Source organism: Methanobrevibacter millerae (assembly GCF_900103415.1).
GTDB lineage: Archaea > Methanobacteriota > Methanobacteria > Methanobacteriales > Methanobacteriaceae > Methanocatella > Methanocatella millerae.
The window spans coordinates 54,840-70,316 of the sequence record NZ_FMXB01000011.1; the positions used below are offsets into that span (position 1 = coordinate 54,840).

General features: G+C 37.9%; 18 protein-coding genes and 1 tRNA gene. 9 read left to right on the forward strand and 10 right to left on the reverse strand.

Features of this window, described 5'->3' with window-relative positions; genetic code table 11:
• Positions 1 to 3: 3 nt before the first annotated feature.
• Complete coding sequence (locus F3G70_RS07435; RefSeq protein ID WP_149732074.1) at positions 4 to 273, forward strand: elongation factor 1-beta; 270 nt, start codon at positions 4 to 6, stop codon at positions 271 to 273.
• A gap of 109 nt (positions 274 to 382) precedes the next feature.
• Positions 383 to 844: a MarR family winged helix-turn-helix transcriptional regulator gene (locus tag F3G70_RS07440; protein ID WP_149732075.1), complete on the forward strand. Its 462-nt coding sequence runs from the start codon at positions 383 to 385 to the stop codon at positions 842 to 844.
• Here the strand turns inward: F3G70_RS07440 and F3G70_RS12080 are convergent.
• A complete protein-coding gene (locus tag F3G70_RS12080) occupies positions 841 to 981 on the reverse strand; it encodes a hypothetical protein (protein ID WP_188118116.1) in 141 nt (46 codons plus the stop codon). The genes F3G70_RS07440 and F3G70_RS12080 overlap by 4 nt on opposite strands.
• A 122-nt stretch (positions 982 to 1,103) precedes the next feature.
• Here F3G70_RS12080 and F3G70_RS07445 point away from each other — a divergent pair, with 122 nt between their 5' ends.
• Positions 1,104 to 2,357 (forward strand): tripartite tricarboxylate transporter permease, encoded by a 1,254-nt coding sequence (locus F3G70_RS07445; protein ID WP_149732076.1) that lies wholly within the window; start codon positions 1,104 to 1,106, stop codon positions 2,355 to 2,357.
• A gap of 15 nt (positions 2,358 to 2,372) precedes the next feature.
• On the opposite strand, the gene F3G70_RS07450 is transcribed toward F3G70_RS07445, so the two are convergent.
• The gene (locus F3G70_RS07450) at positions 2,373 to 3,311 is read right to left on the reverse strand and encodes a 50S ribosomal protein L11 methyltransferase (protein WP_149732077.1); all 939 of its coding nucleotides are present in this window, start codon (positions 3,309 to 3,311) and stop codon (positions 2,373 to 2,375) included.
• A gap of 109 nt (positions 3,312 to 3,420) precedes the next feature.
• On the opposite strand from F3G70_RS07450, the gene F3G70_RS07455 reads away from it, so the two are divergent.
• Both F3G70_RS07455 and F3G70_RS07460 read left to right on the forward strand, forming a co-directional pair.
• A complete protein-coding gene (locus tag F3G70_RS07455; protein ID WP_149732078.1) occupies positions 3,421 to 4,860 on the forward strand; it encodes a CpaF family protein in 1,440 nt (479 codons plus the stop codon).
• A complete protein-coding gene (locus F3G70_RS07460) occupies positions 4,861 to 5,733 on the forward strand; it encodes a type II secretion system F family protein (protein ID WP_149732079.1) in 873 nt (290 codons plus the stop codon).
• Positions 5,734 to 5,771: 38 nt separating this feature from the next.
• Here the strand turns inward: F3G70_RS07460 and F3G70_RS07465 are convergent, their stop codons facing one another.
• Complete coding sequence (locus tag F3G70_RS07465) at positions 5,772 to 6,488, reverse strand: DUF4012 domain-containing protein (RefSeq protein WP_149732080.1); 717 nt, start codon at positions 6,486 to 6,488, stop codon at positions 5,772 to 5,774.
• Between the two features lie 899 nt (positions 6,489 to 7,387).
• On the opposite strand from F3G70_RS07465, the gene feoB reads away from it, so the two are divergent.
• From feoB to F3G70_RS07480, 3 genes are all read left to right on the forward strand, one after another.
• On the forward strand, positions 7,388 to 9,406 hold the full coding sequence (gene feoB, locus F3G70_RS07470) for a ferrous iron transport protein B (RefSeq protein WP_149732081.1): 2,019 nt from the start codon (positions 7,388 to 7,390) through the stop codon (positions 9,404 to 9,406).
• A 150-nt stretch (positions 9,407 to 9,556) separates the two neighbouring features.
• Positions 9,557 to 9,784: a FeoA family protein gene (locus F3G70_RS07475; protein WP_149732082.1), complete on the forward strand. Its 228-nt coding sequence runs from the start codon at positions 9,557 to 9,559 to the stop codon at positions 9,782 to 9,784.
• A gap of 52 nt (positions 9,785 to 9,836) precedes the next feature.
• Positions 9,837 to 10,037 (forward strand): hypothetical protein, encoded by a 201-nt coding sequence (locus tag F3G70_RS07480; protein WP_149732083.1) that lies wholly within the window; start codon positions 9,837 to 9,839, stop codon positions 10,035 to 10,037.
• Here F3G70_RS07480 and F3G70_RS07485 read toward each other — a convergent pair.
• The 7 genes from F3G70_RS07485 to F3G70_RS07515 form a co-directional block, all read right to left on the reverse strand.
• The gene (locus tag F3G70_RS07485; protein WP_149732084.1) at positions 10,034 to 10,873 is read right to left on the reverse strand and encodes an energy-coupling factor ABC transporter ATP-binding protein; all 840 of its coding nucleotides are present in this window, start codon (positions 10,871 to 10,873) and stop codon (positions 10,034 to 10,036) included. The genes F3G70_RS07480 and F3G70_RS07485 overlap by 4 nt on opposite strands.
• Positions 10,874 to 10,889: 16 nt before the next feature.
• Positions 10,890 to 11,720, reverse strand: coding sequence for a cobalt ECF transporter T component CbiQ (gene cbiQ, locus F3G70_RS07490; protein ID WP_149732085.1), 831 nt, complete (start codon positions 11,718 to 11,720; stop codon positions 10,890 to 10,892).
• A 57-nt stretch (positions 11,721 to 11,777) separates the two neighbouring features.
• Positions 11,778 to 12,065 carry a PDGLE domain-containing protein gene (locus F3G70_RS07495; protein WP_149732086.1) on the reverse strand — a complete coding sequence of 96 codons (288 nt, stop codon included), beginning with the start codon at positions 12,063 to 12,065 and terminating at the stop codon, positions 11,778 to 11,780.
• Between the two features lies 1 nt (position 12,066).
• Positions 12,067 to 12,714, reverse strand: coding sequence for a cobalt transporter CbiM (gene cbiM / locus F3G70_RS07500; protein ID WP_149732087.1), 648 nt, complete (start codon positions 12,712 to 12,714; stop codon positions 12,067 to 12,069).
• A 259-nt stretch (positions 12,715 to 12,973) separates the two neighbouring features.
• Positions 12,974 to 14,257 (reverse strand): oligosaccharide repeat unit polymerase family protein, encoded by a 1,284-nt coding sequence (locus F3G70_RS07505; RefSeq protein ID WP_149732088.1) that lies wholly within the window; start codon positions 14,255 to 14,257, stop codon positions 12,974 to 12,976.
• Between the two features lie 12 nt (positions 14,258 to 14,269).
• The gene (locus tag F3G70_RS07510) at positions 14,270 to 15,046 is read right to left on the reverse strand and encodes an adhesin (protein ID WP_149732089.1); all 777 of its coding nucleotides are present in this window, start codon (positions 15,044 to 15,046) and stop codon (positions 14,270 to 14,272) included.
• 6 nt (positions 15,047 to 15,052) lie between these two features.
• Positions 15,053 to 15,220 carry a 4Fe-4S dicluster domain-containing protein gene (locus F3G70_RS07515; protein WP_149732090.1) on the reverse strand — a complete coding sequence of 56 codons (168 nt, stop codon included), beginning with the start codon at positions 15,218 to 15,220 and terminating at the stop codon, positions 15,053 to 15,055.
• A 152-nt stretch (positions 15,221 to 15,372) separates the two neighbouring features.
• Between F3G70_RS07515 and F3G70_RS07520 the strand changes: the two genes are divergently transcribed.
• A tRNA-Leu gene (locus F3G70_RS07520) sits at positions 15,373 to 15,455 on the forward strand.
• Positions 15,456 to 15,477: the final 22 nt, after the last annotated feature.

The following is a 15,477-nucleotide window of genomic DNA, read 5'->3' on the forward strand; positions in this document are numbered from 1 at the left end:
AGAATGGGTGAAGTATTAACTACTATGAAAATCATGCCAGAAAGTCCGGAAGAAGATTTAGAAGCTATCAAAGCAACCATCGAAAGTTCAATGCCTGAAGGCGCTAAAATTCACGATATTGCTGAAGAACCTATTGCATTCGGTTTAGTAGCTATTATCTTAAACTTCATCACCGAAGACGGTGAAGGCGGATCTGAATCTGTTGAAGAAATGGTTTCAGCTATTGACGGTGTTGCCAGTATTGAAATTACTGGTGTAGGAAGATTAATGTAAATAATTTTTCATTTTTTACTCTTTTTTTTATTTTAAAATTTTAAAATTGTTGCGTTTGACAACATTTAAATATGATGGGTCATAATAATTATATTCATCGGTGATTGTTATGGTGGATTATGAAGACATTATTAAATTTTCTCCTTTTATCTTGAATCATTTGATTTCACTTAAGGAAACTCACGATTACTATTTGAAGCAGTTTTTAAAAAGCGAAACTGAAATAAGCTATTCCCAATATTACATGTTTATGCTGCTCTATTACCAGCCTGACGTTAACCAGTCAGACATTGCCAAGGCATGTTTCATGAATAGAAGCGGCGTGTCAAGGGCTTTTGCAGATTTTGAAAAGAAAGGATTAATCGAAAGGCAAACCAATCCCAAAAATAAGCGCGAAAACATCATCACATTAACCGATAAGGGCCTTAAAATGGCAAAATTTCTGGAAGAAAAGGAAATAGAATGGGACAATATGATCTGCGAGGAATTAAATATTTCCCGTGAAAATCTATTGAAAATATTGTCCGAACTATCTTTGAAATCATTATACTTTAACAGGGAGAAATTCTAGAAGTCATCATCATCTTCGTAGTCGTCTTCCTCATACATTGCCATTAATTCACTTTCGTCAATTAAATCGGAGCCGCATTCTTCACAGACCGCATTTGAAGGGTCATTGAGGCATCCGCAAACGGAACATGTAATCATTTAAAAACCTCCATCATTTGGTATATACTTTGTGCATACCTATATATTAAAGGTTTTTCTCATGACAATTCTTAGAAGTGAGCTCAACAACTTTTAAAAATCATCCCATCCAAGCAATAGCTATGATAGGATTAGTAATTGCATGTTTTATAGGAATAATGATAGGTACGATGACGGGCATGGTGCCGGGCATTCACGTCAATACTGCCGGAGCAATACTGTTTGCTTCATCAACGTTTCTTTTAGGTTTTTTAAGCCCGGAATTCCTTTGCGTGGTAATGGTTGCAATGTCAATAGCCCATGCATTAATCGAATTCGTTCCGTCGATGCTTCTGGGAGTTCCGCAGGAAGGAACGGCCACGTCGGTTTTGCCGGGCCACAGGATGGTTCTGCAGGGCCGTGCCAAGGAAGTGATAAGGATAGTCTGCGTCGGAGGATTCGGAGCCATTCTGGTTACTATATTAATGCTTCCGATTTTCAATTTCGCCCTTCCAATACTCCATGACATATCAAAGCCCTACACATGGATGATACTGCTTTTCGCTTCAATTTACTTGACATACAGCCTGACGAGCACTACAAGGGACTTTCTATGGTCGCTTCTTTTATTTGTGGTTTCGGGAATCCTCGGATGGACGATTTTTCAAACGCCGATATCTTCGGGGGTCACGTTAATGTGCACCTTCTCGGGACTATTCGGAATAAGCACAATCCTTTTCAGCCTGAATGAAAGCTCGATACTGCCCCATCAGAATTCATTTTATGATCTGGACGTTGACTTCAACAAGTTCAAAAGCATATTCGCCGGAGGAATTACCGGAGCCATTCTAGGTTTTCTTCCGGGGTTCGGGCCTGCCCAGGGAACCGTCATAGCCCAGGCTGCCGCCGGTGCAAGCGACACGGACGATGACGATACGGTCAACTTTCTTCTTGCAACATCCGGGCTTAACATTTCGGACTGTCTCTTTTCATTAATGGCGATATATATCATAGGAAACCCGAGAAGCGGAATTGCGGTTTACATGTCATATCTTGTTTCGCAAATGACATTGAATCACCTTGTAATCTATATTTTCGCTTCATTGCTGGCGGTTTCGGTATCGCTGGTTCTGGCTTTAAAATTGGGGGATTCCTTTTCCTCATTAATGGCTAAGGTCAACTATAAAAAACTCTCAATCGGTGTCATACTGCTTCAAATCGTGATATTATACATTTTCGTATTCTATTATCAGGCGCCTGTGGGCTACATGACTCTTGCACTGATAACGTCAACTGCAATGGGAATGTTGCCTCATTATCTCGGCGTCGGCAAATCACATCTCATGGGTGTGCTTATAATTCCTGCCATCGTAATCTATATGCAGATGTTTCTTTAGAAAAAATGGCCATTTTTAGATAATCAGCACATTATCGGCTATTTTTTCTGCTTTTTTTATTATTTCTTCGGCATCATCCTTTGGAAATGCATCAATTACACAGATATCTGCCTTTTCAACTTCCAAATCTTCAAAGGCTTCATTGTATATCTCATAACCTTCAGATATTCCATTGACTTCAAGATTTTCTTTTAAATTCTCAATAGCTTCTGGATAAATGTCATTGAAAATTACCTTTTCGAAGCCATATTCTAAGAGGCATATTCCTATTGCGCCACTGCCACACATTGCATCCACTGCCACTCCCTTTTTTATTTCATTATTTGAAAGATAATTGTGCAGCTTGACCAGCTTTCCTTCGGTTGTTGAAGCCACTTCTATATGGTGTTTGCTCTGATTCTTGTTGATGATTATCTTTTCACCGATTAACGTTCTCATGACATTTGTTTGCATATCACAGCCAATGAGAAGCTCGTAATTTTTGATTTCACTTTCACGGTTTAACTGTCCGACAGTATCTTGCGGATTTCCCTTTAAGACTCCTTTGACTTCGGGAACCTCTTCATAAAGCCTTAAAGCAGTTTTTTGAGTAAAATCTGGATGGAGAAGTATGAGTGATTTTTCGTTAATGAACTGGGGATTCAAATCTCCGTAATAGAACTCTGAAAGCGGCACAGGGCTGTTTCTTCGAAGAGTGGCTTTCTCAGGCACGATTTCCTCTTCAATCATGATTTTTAAAATGTGGCTCATAACTATATCCAACGGCCTCTTTTTGCACGTGCACTTCATATAGTCTCCAGTAAGCTCATCGAAATCTATCAAATCCCTTAAAGGTGAAAATTTCTTGATTTGAACGTCTTCACATTTATCGCAGGGATTCAACGCATCAATCTTCTCGCCTAAATTTTCGCCAGTCGTTATACAATTTCCGCCACAATCGCATTTTCCACTCATATTATAATATTGATTTCACTTTGTAATTATAACTTGGGTCGTAATAAAAATTTATAAATGGGTAATACTAATCTATTTTTACAAAAATTTCTCAAAAAAGGTGATATTAATGAACAATAAAATGAACGCCAATAGCTCAATGCCAATTTATAAAGTTTATAAACAGAAATTCACACCTGAAGAAAAAGTAATTTTGGCCGAACTGAGGGAAAACCTTGTGGATTTGGCAATATCAAGTGGGGAAAATCTGCAGCTTAATGAAGCGAGGCTTTTAAACGACATCAAGAATTTCCTCTATGCAAGGCTGTCCTACGACCCCGCAAGGATTTCAAACGAATATGTCGATACTCTGTCTCGCAAGCTGCTTCAGGATATCGTCGGATATGGCCAAATCGACCCACTTATTCATGACGACGAGCTGGAAGAAATCATGATAATAGGCATCAACAAGCCGATTTTCGTCTATCATAGGAAATACGGAATGATGAAAACCGACATTGAATATAAAAGCTCTGAGGAACTAATTGAGCTCATCGACCAGATGGCAAGACAAATCAACAGAAGAATCGACCAGGAATCCCCAATACTTGACGGCAGGCTGCCAGACGGTTCAAGAATCAACGCTACAATTCCTCCGGTGTCCGCCGACGGTCCTTCACTCACAATCCGTAAATTCAAAAGGGATCCATTAACGATAATCGATTTGATTAACTTCAAAACTATTTCCGTTGAACTGGCAGCGTTTTTCTGGCTGTGCTTTGACGGTTTGGGCGTAAAGTCAGCCAACGCAATCATATCTGGCGGTACAAGTTCCGGAAAGACCACGACGCTTAACGCATTAACAGCATTAATCAATCCTAAGGAGAGGATAATAACGATTGAAGACACCCTGGAGCTTCAGATTCCTCATGAACACGTAATCAGGATGGAAACAAGGCCTTCAAACACTGAAAACAAGGGAGAACTGACCATGAATGACCTGGTTAAGAACTCATTAAGGCAAAGGCCGGATAGGATAATTGTTGGGGAAGTGAGAGCCGATGAGGCAATCACGTTATTTACCGCCCTCAATACCGGACACTCAGGATTCGGGACACTGCATTCAAACGATGCAAGAGAAACAATTACCCGTTTAACCAATGAACCGATGTCAGTTCCTGAAATAATGATTACTGCAATCGATTTTATTATCATGCAGAACAGGATTTATCGCTCCGACGGCGTTTCATTAAGAAGAATCAGCGAGGTTGCAGAAGTCGTCGGCATTGAGGAGGGAACCGTTCAGCTCAACAAGATATTCGAATGGAATCCCGAAAGCGATAAAATCGAAAACATAAGCGTTTCTTCAAATACCTTATCTGAAATAGCCAAGTTAAGCGGAAACTCATTGAACGATTTGTATAAGGAGATGGGCAACCGCCAGATTGTGCTGCAGCACATGGTCAATCATAACATCCGCTCCGTCGATGGCGTAAAGGCGGTACTGGAAATGTATTACGCCAACCCTGACGAGGTATTGAATCAGATTATCTTAAACGGAGGAGGTTAAATGTTCGACAAGCTTTTTATCGGTGTCGGAAATGTTGCATTAATGATTTATAGTCTAATCATTAATTTCAGGCTTCCTAAATTCAAATCCGAAGATTCCAAGGTCAATACCGATATCTTAAAGAACAAAAGTGAAGAGAGCTTTCTTGACCGCTTAAGGGCGAAATTTATGGAAAAGTTTTTATCCAAACAAATAATAGCTATTTGGATATTGATTGCATCTATTCTTCTTGTATTGGTTGGCATTGAAGTTTCAGGAATATTTTTGGTCTCTGTTGGAATGATATATGTTTTCATGATAAAGTATCCTCAGATAAAGCAGCAGAGAAGCTATAACGATTTGAGCTTCGAGCTTCCATACGCATTAAGGCATATGGGTGTTGAGCTGAAATCCGGAAAGGGCCTGCACGATACGTTAATTACCGTTTCAAATGCAGATTACGGATCATTTTCCAATGAATTAACAAGGGCACTTGAGGAGGTTCGATACGGCAAATCAACCGAAAATGCTCTTTTGGAGATGTCCAATCGCGTTAATTCCGAAGGACTTTCAAGATGTGTTCAGCAAATTGTCGGAACCTTGCGTGTAGGGGGCAATCTGGCCAATAACCTGGAGATAATAGCTGATGATATCTCTTTTGACATGCACATAAAATTGAAGGACTATTCCCAAAGATTGAATGCGTTCATACTGATTTATACATTTATTGCCATTCTCGCTCCGGTAATATTATTAATCATGCTGATGGCGGCATCCACAGTTATGGGTGACATTGTCTCTTCTGAGGTGATAATGCTTATGTATGGTGGACTATTTCCGATGATAGTCGTTTTCATGGGTGTTTTCATTAAAAAATTAGAACCTAAAATTTAATAGATTAGGATATCTATTAAATTAGGTTTTTTCAATCGTTAAAGTATGTTTTCAATACCTTTGGTTGCCAGCAATCCGACAAACGAACCTTGCGGCGTCATTACAATGTTTCCTTTGGAATATTGGTTTAGGGCAACGTTAATCATGTCAGCTTTTTTGCTGGAGTCTGTTGCAGATTGGGCAACGGCCTTTACGATGTTTATTACAGCATCTCCTCTTGATTCTCCGCCGCTGTCCTGTTCTTCACGGATAATGTCAAGACCGCTTGCGTTAATAGGTGTTCCGTTGAGTTCCAGAGGTTTTGCAGCATCCATTATTCCGTCTAGTCCTTTCGTATTGATTGCTACAACGGCATCAATTGGAGTTCGGGTCTGATATTCCACGATTTCCTTTGCCAGTTTCATTGATTTTTCATTATTACTGTCCCAAAATGCATCGTGGAGTAACAATCTTGATCCTGCACCTTGCGCCTGTGCTTCAGCGGGCTCTGATGCGTTAGGGTGAGTCATTCCATGAGGATAAATTGCAGTATAATTCTTTATTTCCCCATCCTTCAGTGTAACGATGAAAGCCATGTCGCAGGCCCCCATTCCAGGTCTCGGCTCGGTTTCATCAATTGCGCATACTAGGATATTGCCGTTTCCGGAAGCCAAATCTCCTCCTGTATTAATAAAAAGAACGCCGGCAACGATAATGAGTATGCCTATAAGAATAACAATTAATATTGCTAAAATCAGTTTTTTGCTCCTTTTCATATGTCATTACCTACATATTTTTGTTATTAATTAATTTTTTAAATTTATTATTATTTATAAATATGTATGATTATGGTGTATTTGCGCAAGTTCGGTGTTTGCATAAAAAAATAAGTTAAGGGTTTTTCAGCCGCAGTTGCATCCAAAGAAGAATGTCCAAATTTTCTTTAGAATCCTTTTTGCGGTGTTCTGTTCTTCTTCTGCTGCCTGACAGCATTTTGATTTTTTAGCGTTTTTTGCCATTTCATCACCAGTGTGGTAAATAGGTGAAATTAAATATGATTGACATATTTAATTTCTTGAGAGTAGTTATATGCTTTTTATTAAATTAGAAAAGAGAGTTAAACTAATTTAATAATAATCGGAGTGTAGTAATATGGTTTAAAACCAACAACACATCAGCAATATCAAATCAGATATTTTGGTTTACCTAATTTTTCATCGCTATTTATGATGTAGTTGGTCATGGTATATAAAACTTTTCATTTTTTTAGGTTTACCTAAATTTATAAAGATTATAATAAAAAATAGTAAAAGAAGTTTAATTTTGGCTTTAAACTTCTTTCAAATCAAGGAAAAATATTATGGAGTTTTTGCACTAGTTTTTTTGGAAAGTATTAATATACTTGCCCTGATTTATAATTGTTAAGTTAACATTTATAAAACTTTCTATTTTTTTTAGGTATACCTAAAATCTAAGGTATTAATTTGGTATGCCTAAACATTTAAATAAGATAAAAATATAACTTTATATATGTTTAGGTTAACCTAACTTTTTAATAAAAAAGTAGGTCGAAACTTGGACTAAGATGATTTTTTTAAGAAATGGGTGACATTATTGGGATTAATTCAATCCCAATGGATTTCATCCATAATTCAATTAAATGGGAGAATGGTTAATGAAAGAATTAATTGTAGGATTGGCTGGAAACCCGAACGTGGGTAAAACTACAGTTTTCAATCAATTAACCGGTATGCGTCAGCATGTAGGAAACTGGCCTGGAAAAACGGTCGAAAGGGCCGAAGGAAGTTTCAAGCATGGGGATTATGAATATGATGTTGTCGACTTGCCGGGTAATTATGCATTGAGTGCTCATTCTATGGAGGAGATCGTTTCTAGGGATTTCATTGTAGATGATGACTCCGACGTAATCATTAATGTAGTTGATGCAGCTAATCTGGAACGTAATTTGTATTTAACGGTTCAAATGATGGAACTGGGTGCCAACCTTGTTTTAGCTCTTAACATGAACGATTTTGCTAAGAAAAAAGATCATATCATCAACATCGACTTGATGAGTGAGCTTTTAGGATTCCCTGTAATCGAAATCAATGCTAAAAACAAAGACGGTTTCGATGAATTGCTTACTACTGTGGAAAAAGCTTCTGCTAATCCGGTAGATTCCAGTTTAAAGTTATCATATGGGAATGAATTGAAGCAACATTTAGGCGAACTTCAAGAACTTATAGAGCAGGACTCAAATTTATTGGATGTTCCATCTGTTTGGACGGCAATTAAGTTATTAGAAAAAGATTCAATAGTTATTCAAAAGGTTCAACAGTCCAGCATGAGCTCAAAAATCATGAGGGAAGTTGACAAGGTAGCAAAGCACCTCTCTGACGTATACGACGAGGGTGCGGAAGAAGTTATTGCAAATGCAAGATATGCATTTATTGATGGATTGATGGCCGAAGCTGTTAAAAGGCCGGCTGTCGAAAAGGAAACTACGACTGATAAGATTGATAAGATTGTAACCAACAGGCTTTTGGCTCCATTCATATTTCTTATTATAATGTGGGCATTGTTCCAGTTAACGTTTACAATAGGCGCTCCTTTCCAGGACATGATTGATGAACTGTTCGGCGTTATTGCCGAATGGGTTGGAGGATTCATTGCCAATGAATATCTCGCTTCATTCATCTGTGACGGTATCATCGGAGGAGTAGGTGGAGTTCTCACGTTCCTGCCGATTATTATTCTGATGTTTCTGTTCCTGAGTATTCTGGAAGACTGCGGTTACCTTGCAAGGGCTGCATTTACCTTGGATATTGTAATGCACAAGATTGTAGGGCTCCACGGTAAGGCATTTATTCCAATGATTTTAGGATTCGGATGTGGTGTACCGGCTATTATGGCAACCAGAACCATGGAAAACGAAGGAGACCGTATGCTTGCCATGATGCTTGTTCCATTCATGTCATGTACAGCACGGTTGCCGATTTATGCTATTTTCATCGCCGCATTCTTCGCTGAAAATCAAGGTAACGTATTGCTTGCTATTTATTTATTAGGTATTGTTGTGGCACTTATTGTTGCAGCTATCCTCAAAAGAACCATGTTTAAAGGACTGTCCACTCCATTCGTTATGGAATTGCCGACATACAAGATACCTTCCGTAAAGGGTGTTTTGTTACACACCTGGGAAAAGGTAAAAGGATTCTTAAGAAAAGCAGGTACTATCATTCTTGCCTGTTCCATCGTTTTATGGATTTTACAGAATATCTATCCATGGGGCGGATCAGATCCTCAAATGAGTATTTTAGGTATGATAGGTACTGTCATAGCTCCAATTTTCGCTCCGTTAGGATTTGGAACCTGGCAGGCTGCTGTAGCTATCATTGCAGGTCTGGCCGCTAAGGAAGTTGTGGTTGCAACCTTCGGTACATTGGCAGGTATGGAAGAGGATGACGAGGAAGGAATCACCTCATTGATACATGACACCTTCACGCCGCTTTCTGCATTCTCATTCATGGCATTTACCTTATTGTACACTCCATGTTTCGCAGCTATCGGTGCAATCAAGCAGGAAACCAACAGTTACAAATGGGCATTGACCATGTGTGGAATTACCCTGGTAACCGCATACATAGTTTCATTCCTGATTTTCAACGTTGGTCATTTGGCAGGATTCGGATAGGTGATAAATTAGTCTTAAAAGCATAAATGATGATTGGATTTTTCTAATCGCCATTTTTAAAATTTTGGCAAAACTAAATATTTATATACTACATAATACAAATTTAAGTTTACCTAAATATTTATTGTAATATTTTGATTCGGTGAGAAAATGAAAACATTGAAAGACACAAAACCTGGTGAAACCGTCACTCTGGTAAAATACCATGATACCGGTGACATCGATTTAAGAAGACACTTATTAGGTATGGGTTTTGTTAAAGGGGCTAAAATTACTGTTAAGAAAGTAGCTACTTTGGGAGATCCTATCGAAATGAGTATTAAAGGATATGATGTTTGCCTCCGTAAGGAAGAGGCTGAAAATATTGAAGTGGAATAGCTTCAATCTTTTCATTTATTTTTTTTAGCTAATAATTTATAACGGTGTTATTATGAAATGTCGTATGTGCGGTTTTGAATTCGATGAAAACGAACTGGAAAACCGTGGATGTATAAGCTGTGGAAAGCACAGCAATTGCAATCAAGTGCACTGTCCGAATTGTGGATTTGGAAATCATCCCGAATTGGATGATGAATTTGAGTTTATTGTAAAGCTTAAGGACAGATTAAAAAGAAGAAAATCCACAAATTAATTTTTTTTCATTTTAATAATTTCTTCAACAAGCTCATCAACGCTTATTTTATGGGTATCAACGTTATAGCCTTTATCTTTTAGGGCGTGTAATATTTCGGTTGTTACTGGCGCTTTAAGGTGAGCTCTTTTTATTAATTCCTTATCTGAAAATATTTCGTGCTTATCCCCGTTTGCAATGATTTCTCCATTGCTCAAGACAAATATCTCATCTGCGAATTCATTCACCATTTCTATGTCATGTGAGGATATAACTATGGTCATTCCTTCCTTATTAAGGTTATTTAATATGGTTAATACCTTTTCGACACCTGCCGGGTCAAGACCTGCAGTTGGTTCGTCAAGTATCATTATTTCGGGCCTCATTGCTATTATTCCTGCAATTGCCACTCTTTTTTGCTGGCCTCCGCTTAAATGGTGGGGGGTTTTATCCTTGAACTCTATCATTTCCACCATTTCAAGGGCTTCGTCTACACGCTTTTCAACTTCTTCGTAACTTAATCCTAAATTCATGGGGCCGAATGCAACGTCTTCCTTTACTGTAGGCGCAAATAGCTGGTCATTTGGATCTTGAAAAACAATTCCTACTTTTTGTCTGACTTCAAGAAGGGATTTCTTATCATATTTCATAGTTTCCCCATCTAATTCAATCGTTCCTGAAGTCGCTTCGGTCAATCCGTTGAAATGTGAAAATAATGTTGATTTTCCGGCACCGTTCGGTCCGATAATCGCAACCTTTCGTGCCTTTTTGATTTCAAGGGTAATGTTTTTCAATGCGTGAGTTCCGTCAGGGTATGTGAAACTCAGGTTTTTCGTTGATAGATATACTTCATTCATTTTAATTCCAGCCTCATTAATTTATAGATAAGTTAGCTCCAATGTATCCTAAATCATTCGAATATTTAAATACAATAATCTCCACTATGATAACCAATATTATTATTGTGCCAATGTATATGTAATCATTTCTTTCTAGTGAAGTCTTTTCATTAAACAGGTCTGACTCATCTGAAAAGCCTCTGCTGATCATGCTTTTGTAAACTCTTTCGCCCTGTTCATAGGATTTGACAAACATCATGGCAATCGTATAGCCGACTTGCCTGACTCTCCATTTGTATGGAGTTACTTTAGAGTGTATATCGAAGTTTCTTGATTTTTGGGACCTTCTTATGGCTGCTAATTCATCGATGAATACAAATAAGAATCTGACCATAATACTTAAAATCATTGCAAGGTCTTTCGGCATCTTCAATCTTCTAAGTGATGCAACAATCTGCTGCATAGGACTTGTTGATGACAGGATTACGATTGAAGTTAATGAAACGATGATTCTTGCTACCAGCAATATCGCCCAATTCAGTCCGACGTCGGTTACTGTCAGCCAGGAATATGACCATAAGACGTTTCCCGGATGAATGAATGGTTGGAAAATTATTATTGCTCCTCCGAATGGGAGAAGCATTCCAATTCTTTTAAATGAATCAATATAAGATAATTTAGCTATGTGAATGACGATTAATAAGAAAATTTCCAGAACTATCGGAATAAATAGGTTGTTTGAAAAAGCAGCTACGACAATTATAAATACTGCAGATATTAGCTTGATTCTTCCGTCAAGATTATGAATTGGGCTGTCCTTTGATGCTAGTTCGTCCAGATTCAATGCCTTAGTAATATCTGCCATAATTAATCACTATTAATATTTTTAAAAAAAGTATTATAAAAAGATAGAAGTTAAAAATTAACTTCTTCTTTTTACTACTTCAGCAATACCCCATCCACAGACTAATGTCAGCAGGACTCCTAAGATAAGGACACCTACTTCACCTATGCTTTCGAGAGGTTCAAAGGTGTAGTCAGGGAATGGTGATTCAAATACTGCTATTGCTTTTTCTTCCGGAACGCCTGCATCTTCAGCGGATTTTTCCAATCCGTCAGGATCTCCAGAAGCAATGAAAGGGGAAAGACAACATATTACAACACAGATAATTATTGCAACAATTATTAAGGTTTTATCACGTTTATCCATCTTATTGTCCTCCTTCACTAATTTTGTTTTTGTTCCACACTAAAAGGTCTGGTCTGAATTTATCTAAAGCCATTATTACAATAACGGTAAGAACAGCTTCAATGATACCAATGAATACGTGGTATAATACCATTGATGGAATTCCGACATTTGCAGGGAATGTTCCGGCTATAGCCATTTCAATTGCACATGCCAATGCTGCAAGTACGGTTGCTAACCATGCTCCGACACCTGCTGCACCGTAGATTCCAAGTGTTCCTTTTAATGCTTTGAAAGTGTACAATCCAGTGTATCCTCCAATGATTGCCATATTCAATACATTAGCACCGAGTGCAGTAATTCCTCCGTCACCAAATACTAATGCTTGAATGATTAATACTACAGTGAATACGAGAACTGCTGCTTCAGGTGCGCAGAATATAATTGCTACTAGTGCTCCACCGACCATGTGACCACTTGTTCCGAATGGAATTGGCATGTTCATGGACATGATAGCAAAAATACCTGCTGCAAGAACTGCAAGTAGAGGAATGCGTTTTTCATCAAGGTTTTGTCTAGCCCATTTGCTGGCAAAGTATAGCGCTATAATCAGAATGACGTAGTATATCGCACATTGCCACAATGGTATAAATCCGTCAGGTATATGCATTTATTTTCCTCCATAATATTAAAAGTAATACTTTTTTATATTTTGTTTATATAGTGAGTATTACTTTTTTTTGAATTTTATCAAGTATAAGGGATTGATTTTCTATAATAGTGAAAAATACCTTATTTTTTATCTTGATATTTATTCATTATACTATTTTTAATATTTAAAGCTTATTAAAGTAATACTTAATATAATTAATTTCTAATTGTTGTAATAAAAAAGTATTACTGATGACATAAATTTACCATTTTTTGTATTACTGATTAAAAAGAGGTTTCAAAATGGCAATCAGATAAATGAAAATGGCTACGGCAAAGTAGAACAGAACCTGGATATCAAGTATTCCGGTTTCAACGCCCAAAATTGCATAGGTCAATAATAATGCATATAATCCGATATAGAAGTAGTCTTTGGTCTTTCTTACAATTTTAAATCCGATGCCTAAAATAAAGCCCAAAATGCACATTCCAACTGCTACGCCAACCTTTCCGAAGTCCGCCACCATCTGGCCGATTAATGTTGGAGTAACAGTGACTTCGGTTCTCCACGCTATAAGCTTTCCCACCATCATCCTAGGCCCCAGTTCGCTTCCTGGAATGGCGCTTGCAAGCAGCTTGCCGTGTGTAAGGCCGAAGTTTCCTCCTATTATATCTAAAAGATTCAATACGTGCAGAGTGAAATCCGCCCTGCTTTTCAGGGTATAGAACGGATCTATTGCGCTGCTTATGGTATATTCTTTGATTGAACGGTAGTATCCGATTCCTATTATTGCTGCCACGCCAACCAGTGCTGCGATAACGACTTCCCATACGGATATGATGTTTCCAAAGTAAGCTATGATGATTAAAAGCAGTAATGCTGCAAGAAGCGGTGTCCTGTAGCCCAAAGCCAGCAGAATACCTACATTAATAATCAAAAGCAGGAGAAATCTGAACCTGGCCTGTGACCTGCTTATGATTCCTTCCTGGAAATCCTTCAGATAGGTGCTTGCAAGTATCCCGGTTCCGGGAATTATCAGAAAGACAGGCATCGTAAATGCGGGCTTTAACAGATATCTGATTGAAGGCTTTAACAATGGTATTCCACCAACGGACGCTATGCTTATGAAGAAAAACGCAACGCTGATTAATATCAGACAGAATCCTATGGAATAAATGTCTCTTTTATTAAAAAGCACTATGTTTTCGGTGTCGTTAATGAAAAACCTTGGAAGTATTGTGGATCCGATAAAAAAGAATACGAAGGCTATAATCAGCGTTTGGGTAAGGCTTTCAGAAATCGGAGTGAGGGAAAGTGCCAGAAACAGGGCAAATACAACCAGAACAATCAGGGGATTGAACAGATGATTTCTTAAAATATTGTTTTTCTTTAAAAATCCCAAAAAGTTTTCACTGGGGTAAAGGCCTATAAAGAAGCTTCTGACCCACTGGTCTTCAATAAATCCCAATACGGTAAATATCAATGTAAATAAAAATGATTTATGAAATTCATCACTTATCCGGTTTAAAAAAGATGTTAATTTAGAATAAATGAAACTCATAAATCACACAACTTAAAATTTTTGAATGTTTATGACATCAAAATTGCTTTTTATGGTATTGATGTCATTATCGCTGCAGTTATAAATCCGGATTGTGATCTTGCTTGTAACGCCGTTAAAGTCTCCAAGAATATTACTTGCCTGGGTTAATTCCGCAGAAGTTCCTCTTACAATATTGATTTGGTCTGTAAGTCCTGTATTTGAAGCCTTAATGGAAATCCTTTCATCGCTTTGGAACAGTGCGTTAATCACTTCCTGGATTTTATTGCCTTCAAATGAATCGACAGAAATCGTTGTGGTAATTTCATAGTCGGTATCGTTGCCGATTCCTGAAATCAGGTCGCTGATGGAAGAAACGTTTTTAGGATTTGCCTTTATTTCAGTCAGGTTAGAGTATTTGTCTCCATTCATTTCCAAAGTCATGCTGTCAATGTATACATCAGCGTTCGGAATATGATTATACAATCCGACAAGGTATTGGCTGCCGTTTGAGCTGACGAGGGCTTTTACATTGCTTCCCCTATCGTCGTCCATCCACAGTATGTTTCCGGCCAATGTAACTGCTTCTCCGGTATTGGCGTCATGTCCGTGGATAGTCGTATTTACAATATATCCCTGTCTGTAATAAGTCAGGTATTTCTCAACAATCTTATTCAGCGTTGAAGAGTCATAGGATGTGCTCTCGCTGGTTGTCTCGTCATGAGAGGTAATATGAATAAACGCAAATACCACTGCACATATTACCAGTATTATTATGGCATAATCTATTAATGTAAATTTGATTTTCATTTCCGATCATTCTTCGTATATCGCCCCGACAGGACAGACATCGATGCATTCGCCACATGAATCGCATTTGTCAGGGTCAATAATTACTTTATATGCTTTTTTCTTGATTGCCTCTTCCATACATACGTCAATGCAATCTTCGCATATTCCACATTCTTCCATATCTATAATCATCAATGTATACACCACGATTCAATTATTTTAAAAATAATTGCCTATGGATATATTTTCTCTTTTAATACTTAAATAGTTTTTTCGATTCGACAGTTAATATAAATATCAATCCAAAAATTTATATATTATGAAAACAAACATTTATACTGTATGCAGGGGTGCCCGAGCGGCCAAAGGGGGGGGACTTAAGATCCTCTGGCATAGGCCTTCGAGGGTTCGAATCCCTTCTCCTGCACTATATTTTTTAAAAGTTTTTT

Coding starts and splice junctions, on each gene's coding strand:
- F3G70_RS07435 (WP_149732074.1), top strand. CDS start 4: ATGGGTGAAGTATTAACTACTATGAAAATCATGCCAGAAAGTCCGGAA.
- F3G70_RS07440 (WP_149732075.1), top strand. CDS start 383: ATGGTGGATTATGAAGACATTATTAAATTTTCTCCTTTTATCTTGAAT.
- F3G70_RS12080 (WP_188118116.1), bottom strand. CDS start 981: ATGATTACATGTTCCGTTTGCGGATGCCTCAATGACCCTTCAAATGCG.
- F3G70_RS07445 (WP_149732076.1), top strand. CDS start 1,104: ATGATAGGATTAGTAATTGCATGTTTTATAGGAATAATGATAGGTACG.
- F3G70_RS07450 (WP_149732077.1), bottom strand. CDS start 3,311: ATGAGTGGAAAATGCGATTGTGGCGGAAATTGTATAACGACTGGCGAA.
- F3G70_RS07455 (WP_149732078.1), top strand. CDS start 3,421: ATGAACAATAAAATGAACGCCAATAGCTCAATGCCAATTTATAAAGTT.
- F3G70_RS07460 (WP_149732079.1), top strand. CDS start 4,861: ATGTTCGACAAGCTTTTTATCGGTGTCGGAAATGTTGCATTAATGATT.
- F3G70_RS07465 (WP_149732080.1), bottom strand. CDS start 6,488: ATGAAAAGGAGCAAAAAACTGATTTTAGCAATATTAATTGTTATTCTT.
- feoB (WP_149732081.1), top strand. CDS start 7,388: ATGAAAGAATTAATTGTAGGATTGGCTGGAAACCCGAACGTGGGTAAA.
- F3G70_RS07475 (WP_149732082.1), top strand. CDS start 9,557: ATGAAAACATTGAAAGACACAAAACCTGGTGAAACCGTCACTCTGGTA.
- F3G70_RS07480 (WP_149732083.1), top strand. CDS start 9,837: ATGAAATGTCGTATGTGCGGTTTTGAATTCGATGAAAACGAACTGGAA.
- F3G70_RS07485 (WP_149732084.1), bottom strand. CDS start 10,873: ATGAATGAAGTATATCTATCAACGAAAAACCTGAGTTTCACATACCCT.
- cbiQ (WP_149732085.1), bottom strand. CDS start 11,720: ATGGCAGATATTACTAAGGCATTGAATCTGGACGAACTAGCATCAAAG.
- F3G70_RS07495 (WP_149732086.1), bottom strand. CDS start 12,065: ATGGATAAACGTGATAAAACCTTAATAATTGTTGCAATAATTATCTGT.
- cbiM (WP_149732087.1), bottom strand. CDS start 12,714: ATGCATATACCTGACGGATTTATACCATTGTGGCAATGTGCGATATAC.
- F3G70_RS07505 (WP_149732088.1), bottom strand. CDS start 14,257: ATGAGTTTCATTTATTCTAAATTAACATCTTTTTTAAACCGGATAAGT.
- F3G70_RS07510 (WP_149732089.1), bottom strand. CDS start 15,046: ATGAAAATCAAATTTACATTAATAGATTATGCCATAATAATACTGGTA.
- F3G70_RS07515 (WP_149732090.1), bottom strand. CDS start 15,220: ATGATTATAGATATGGAAGAATGTGGAATATGCGAAGATTGCATTGAC.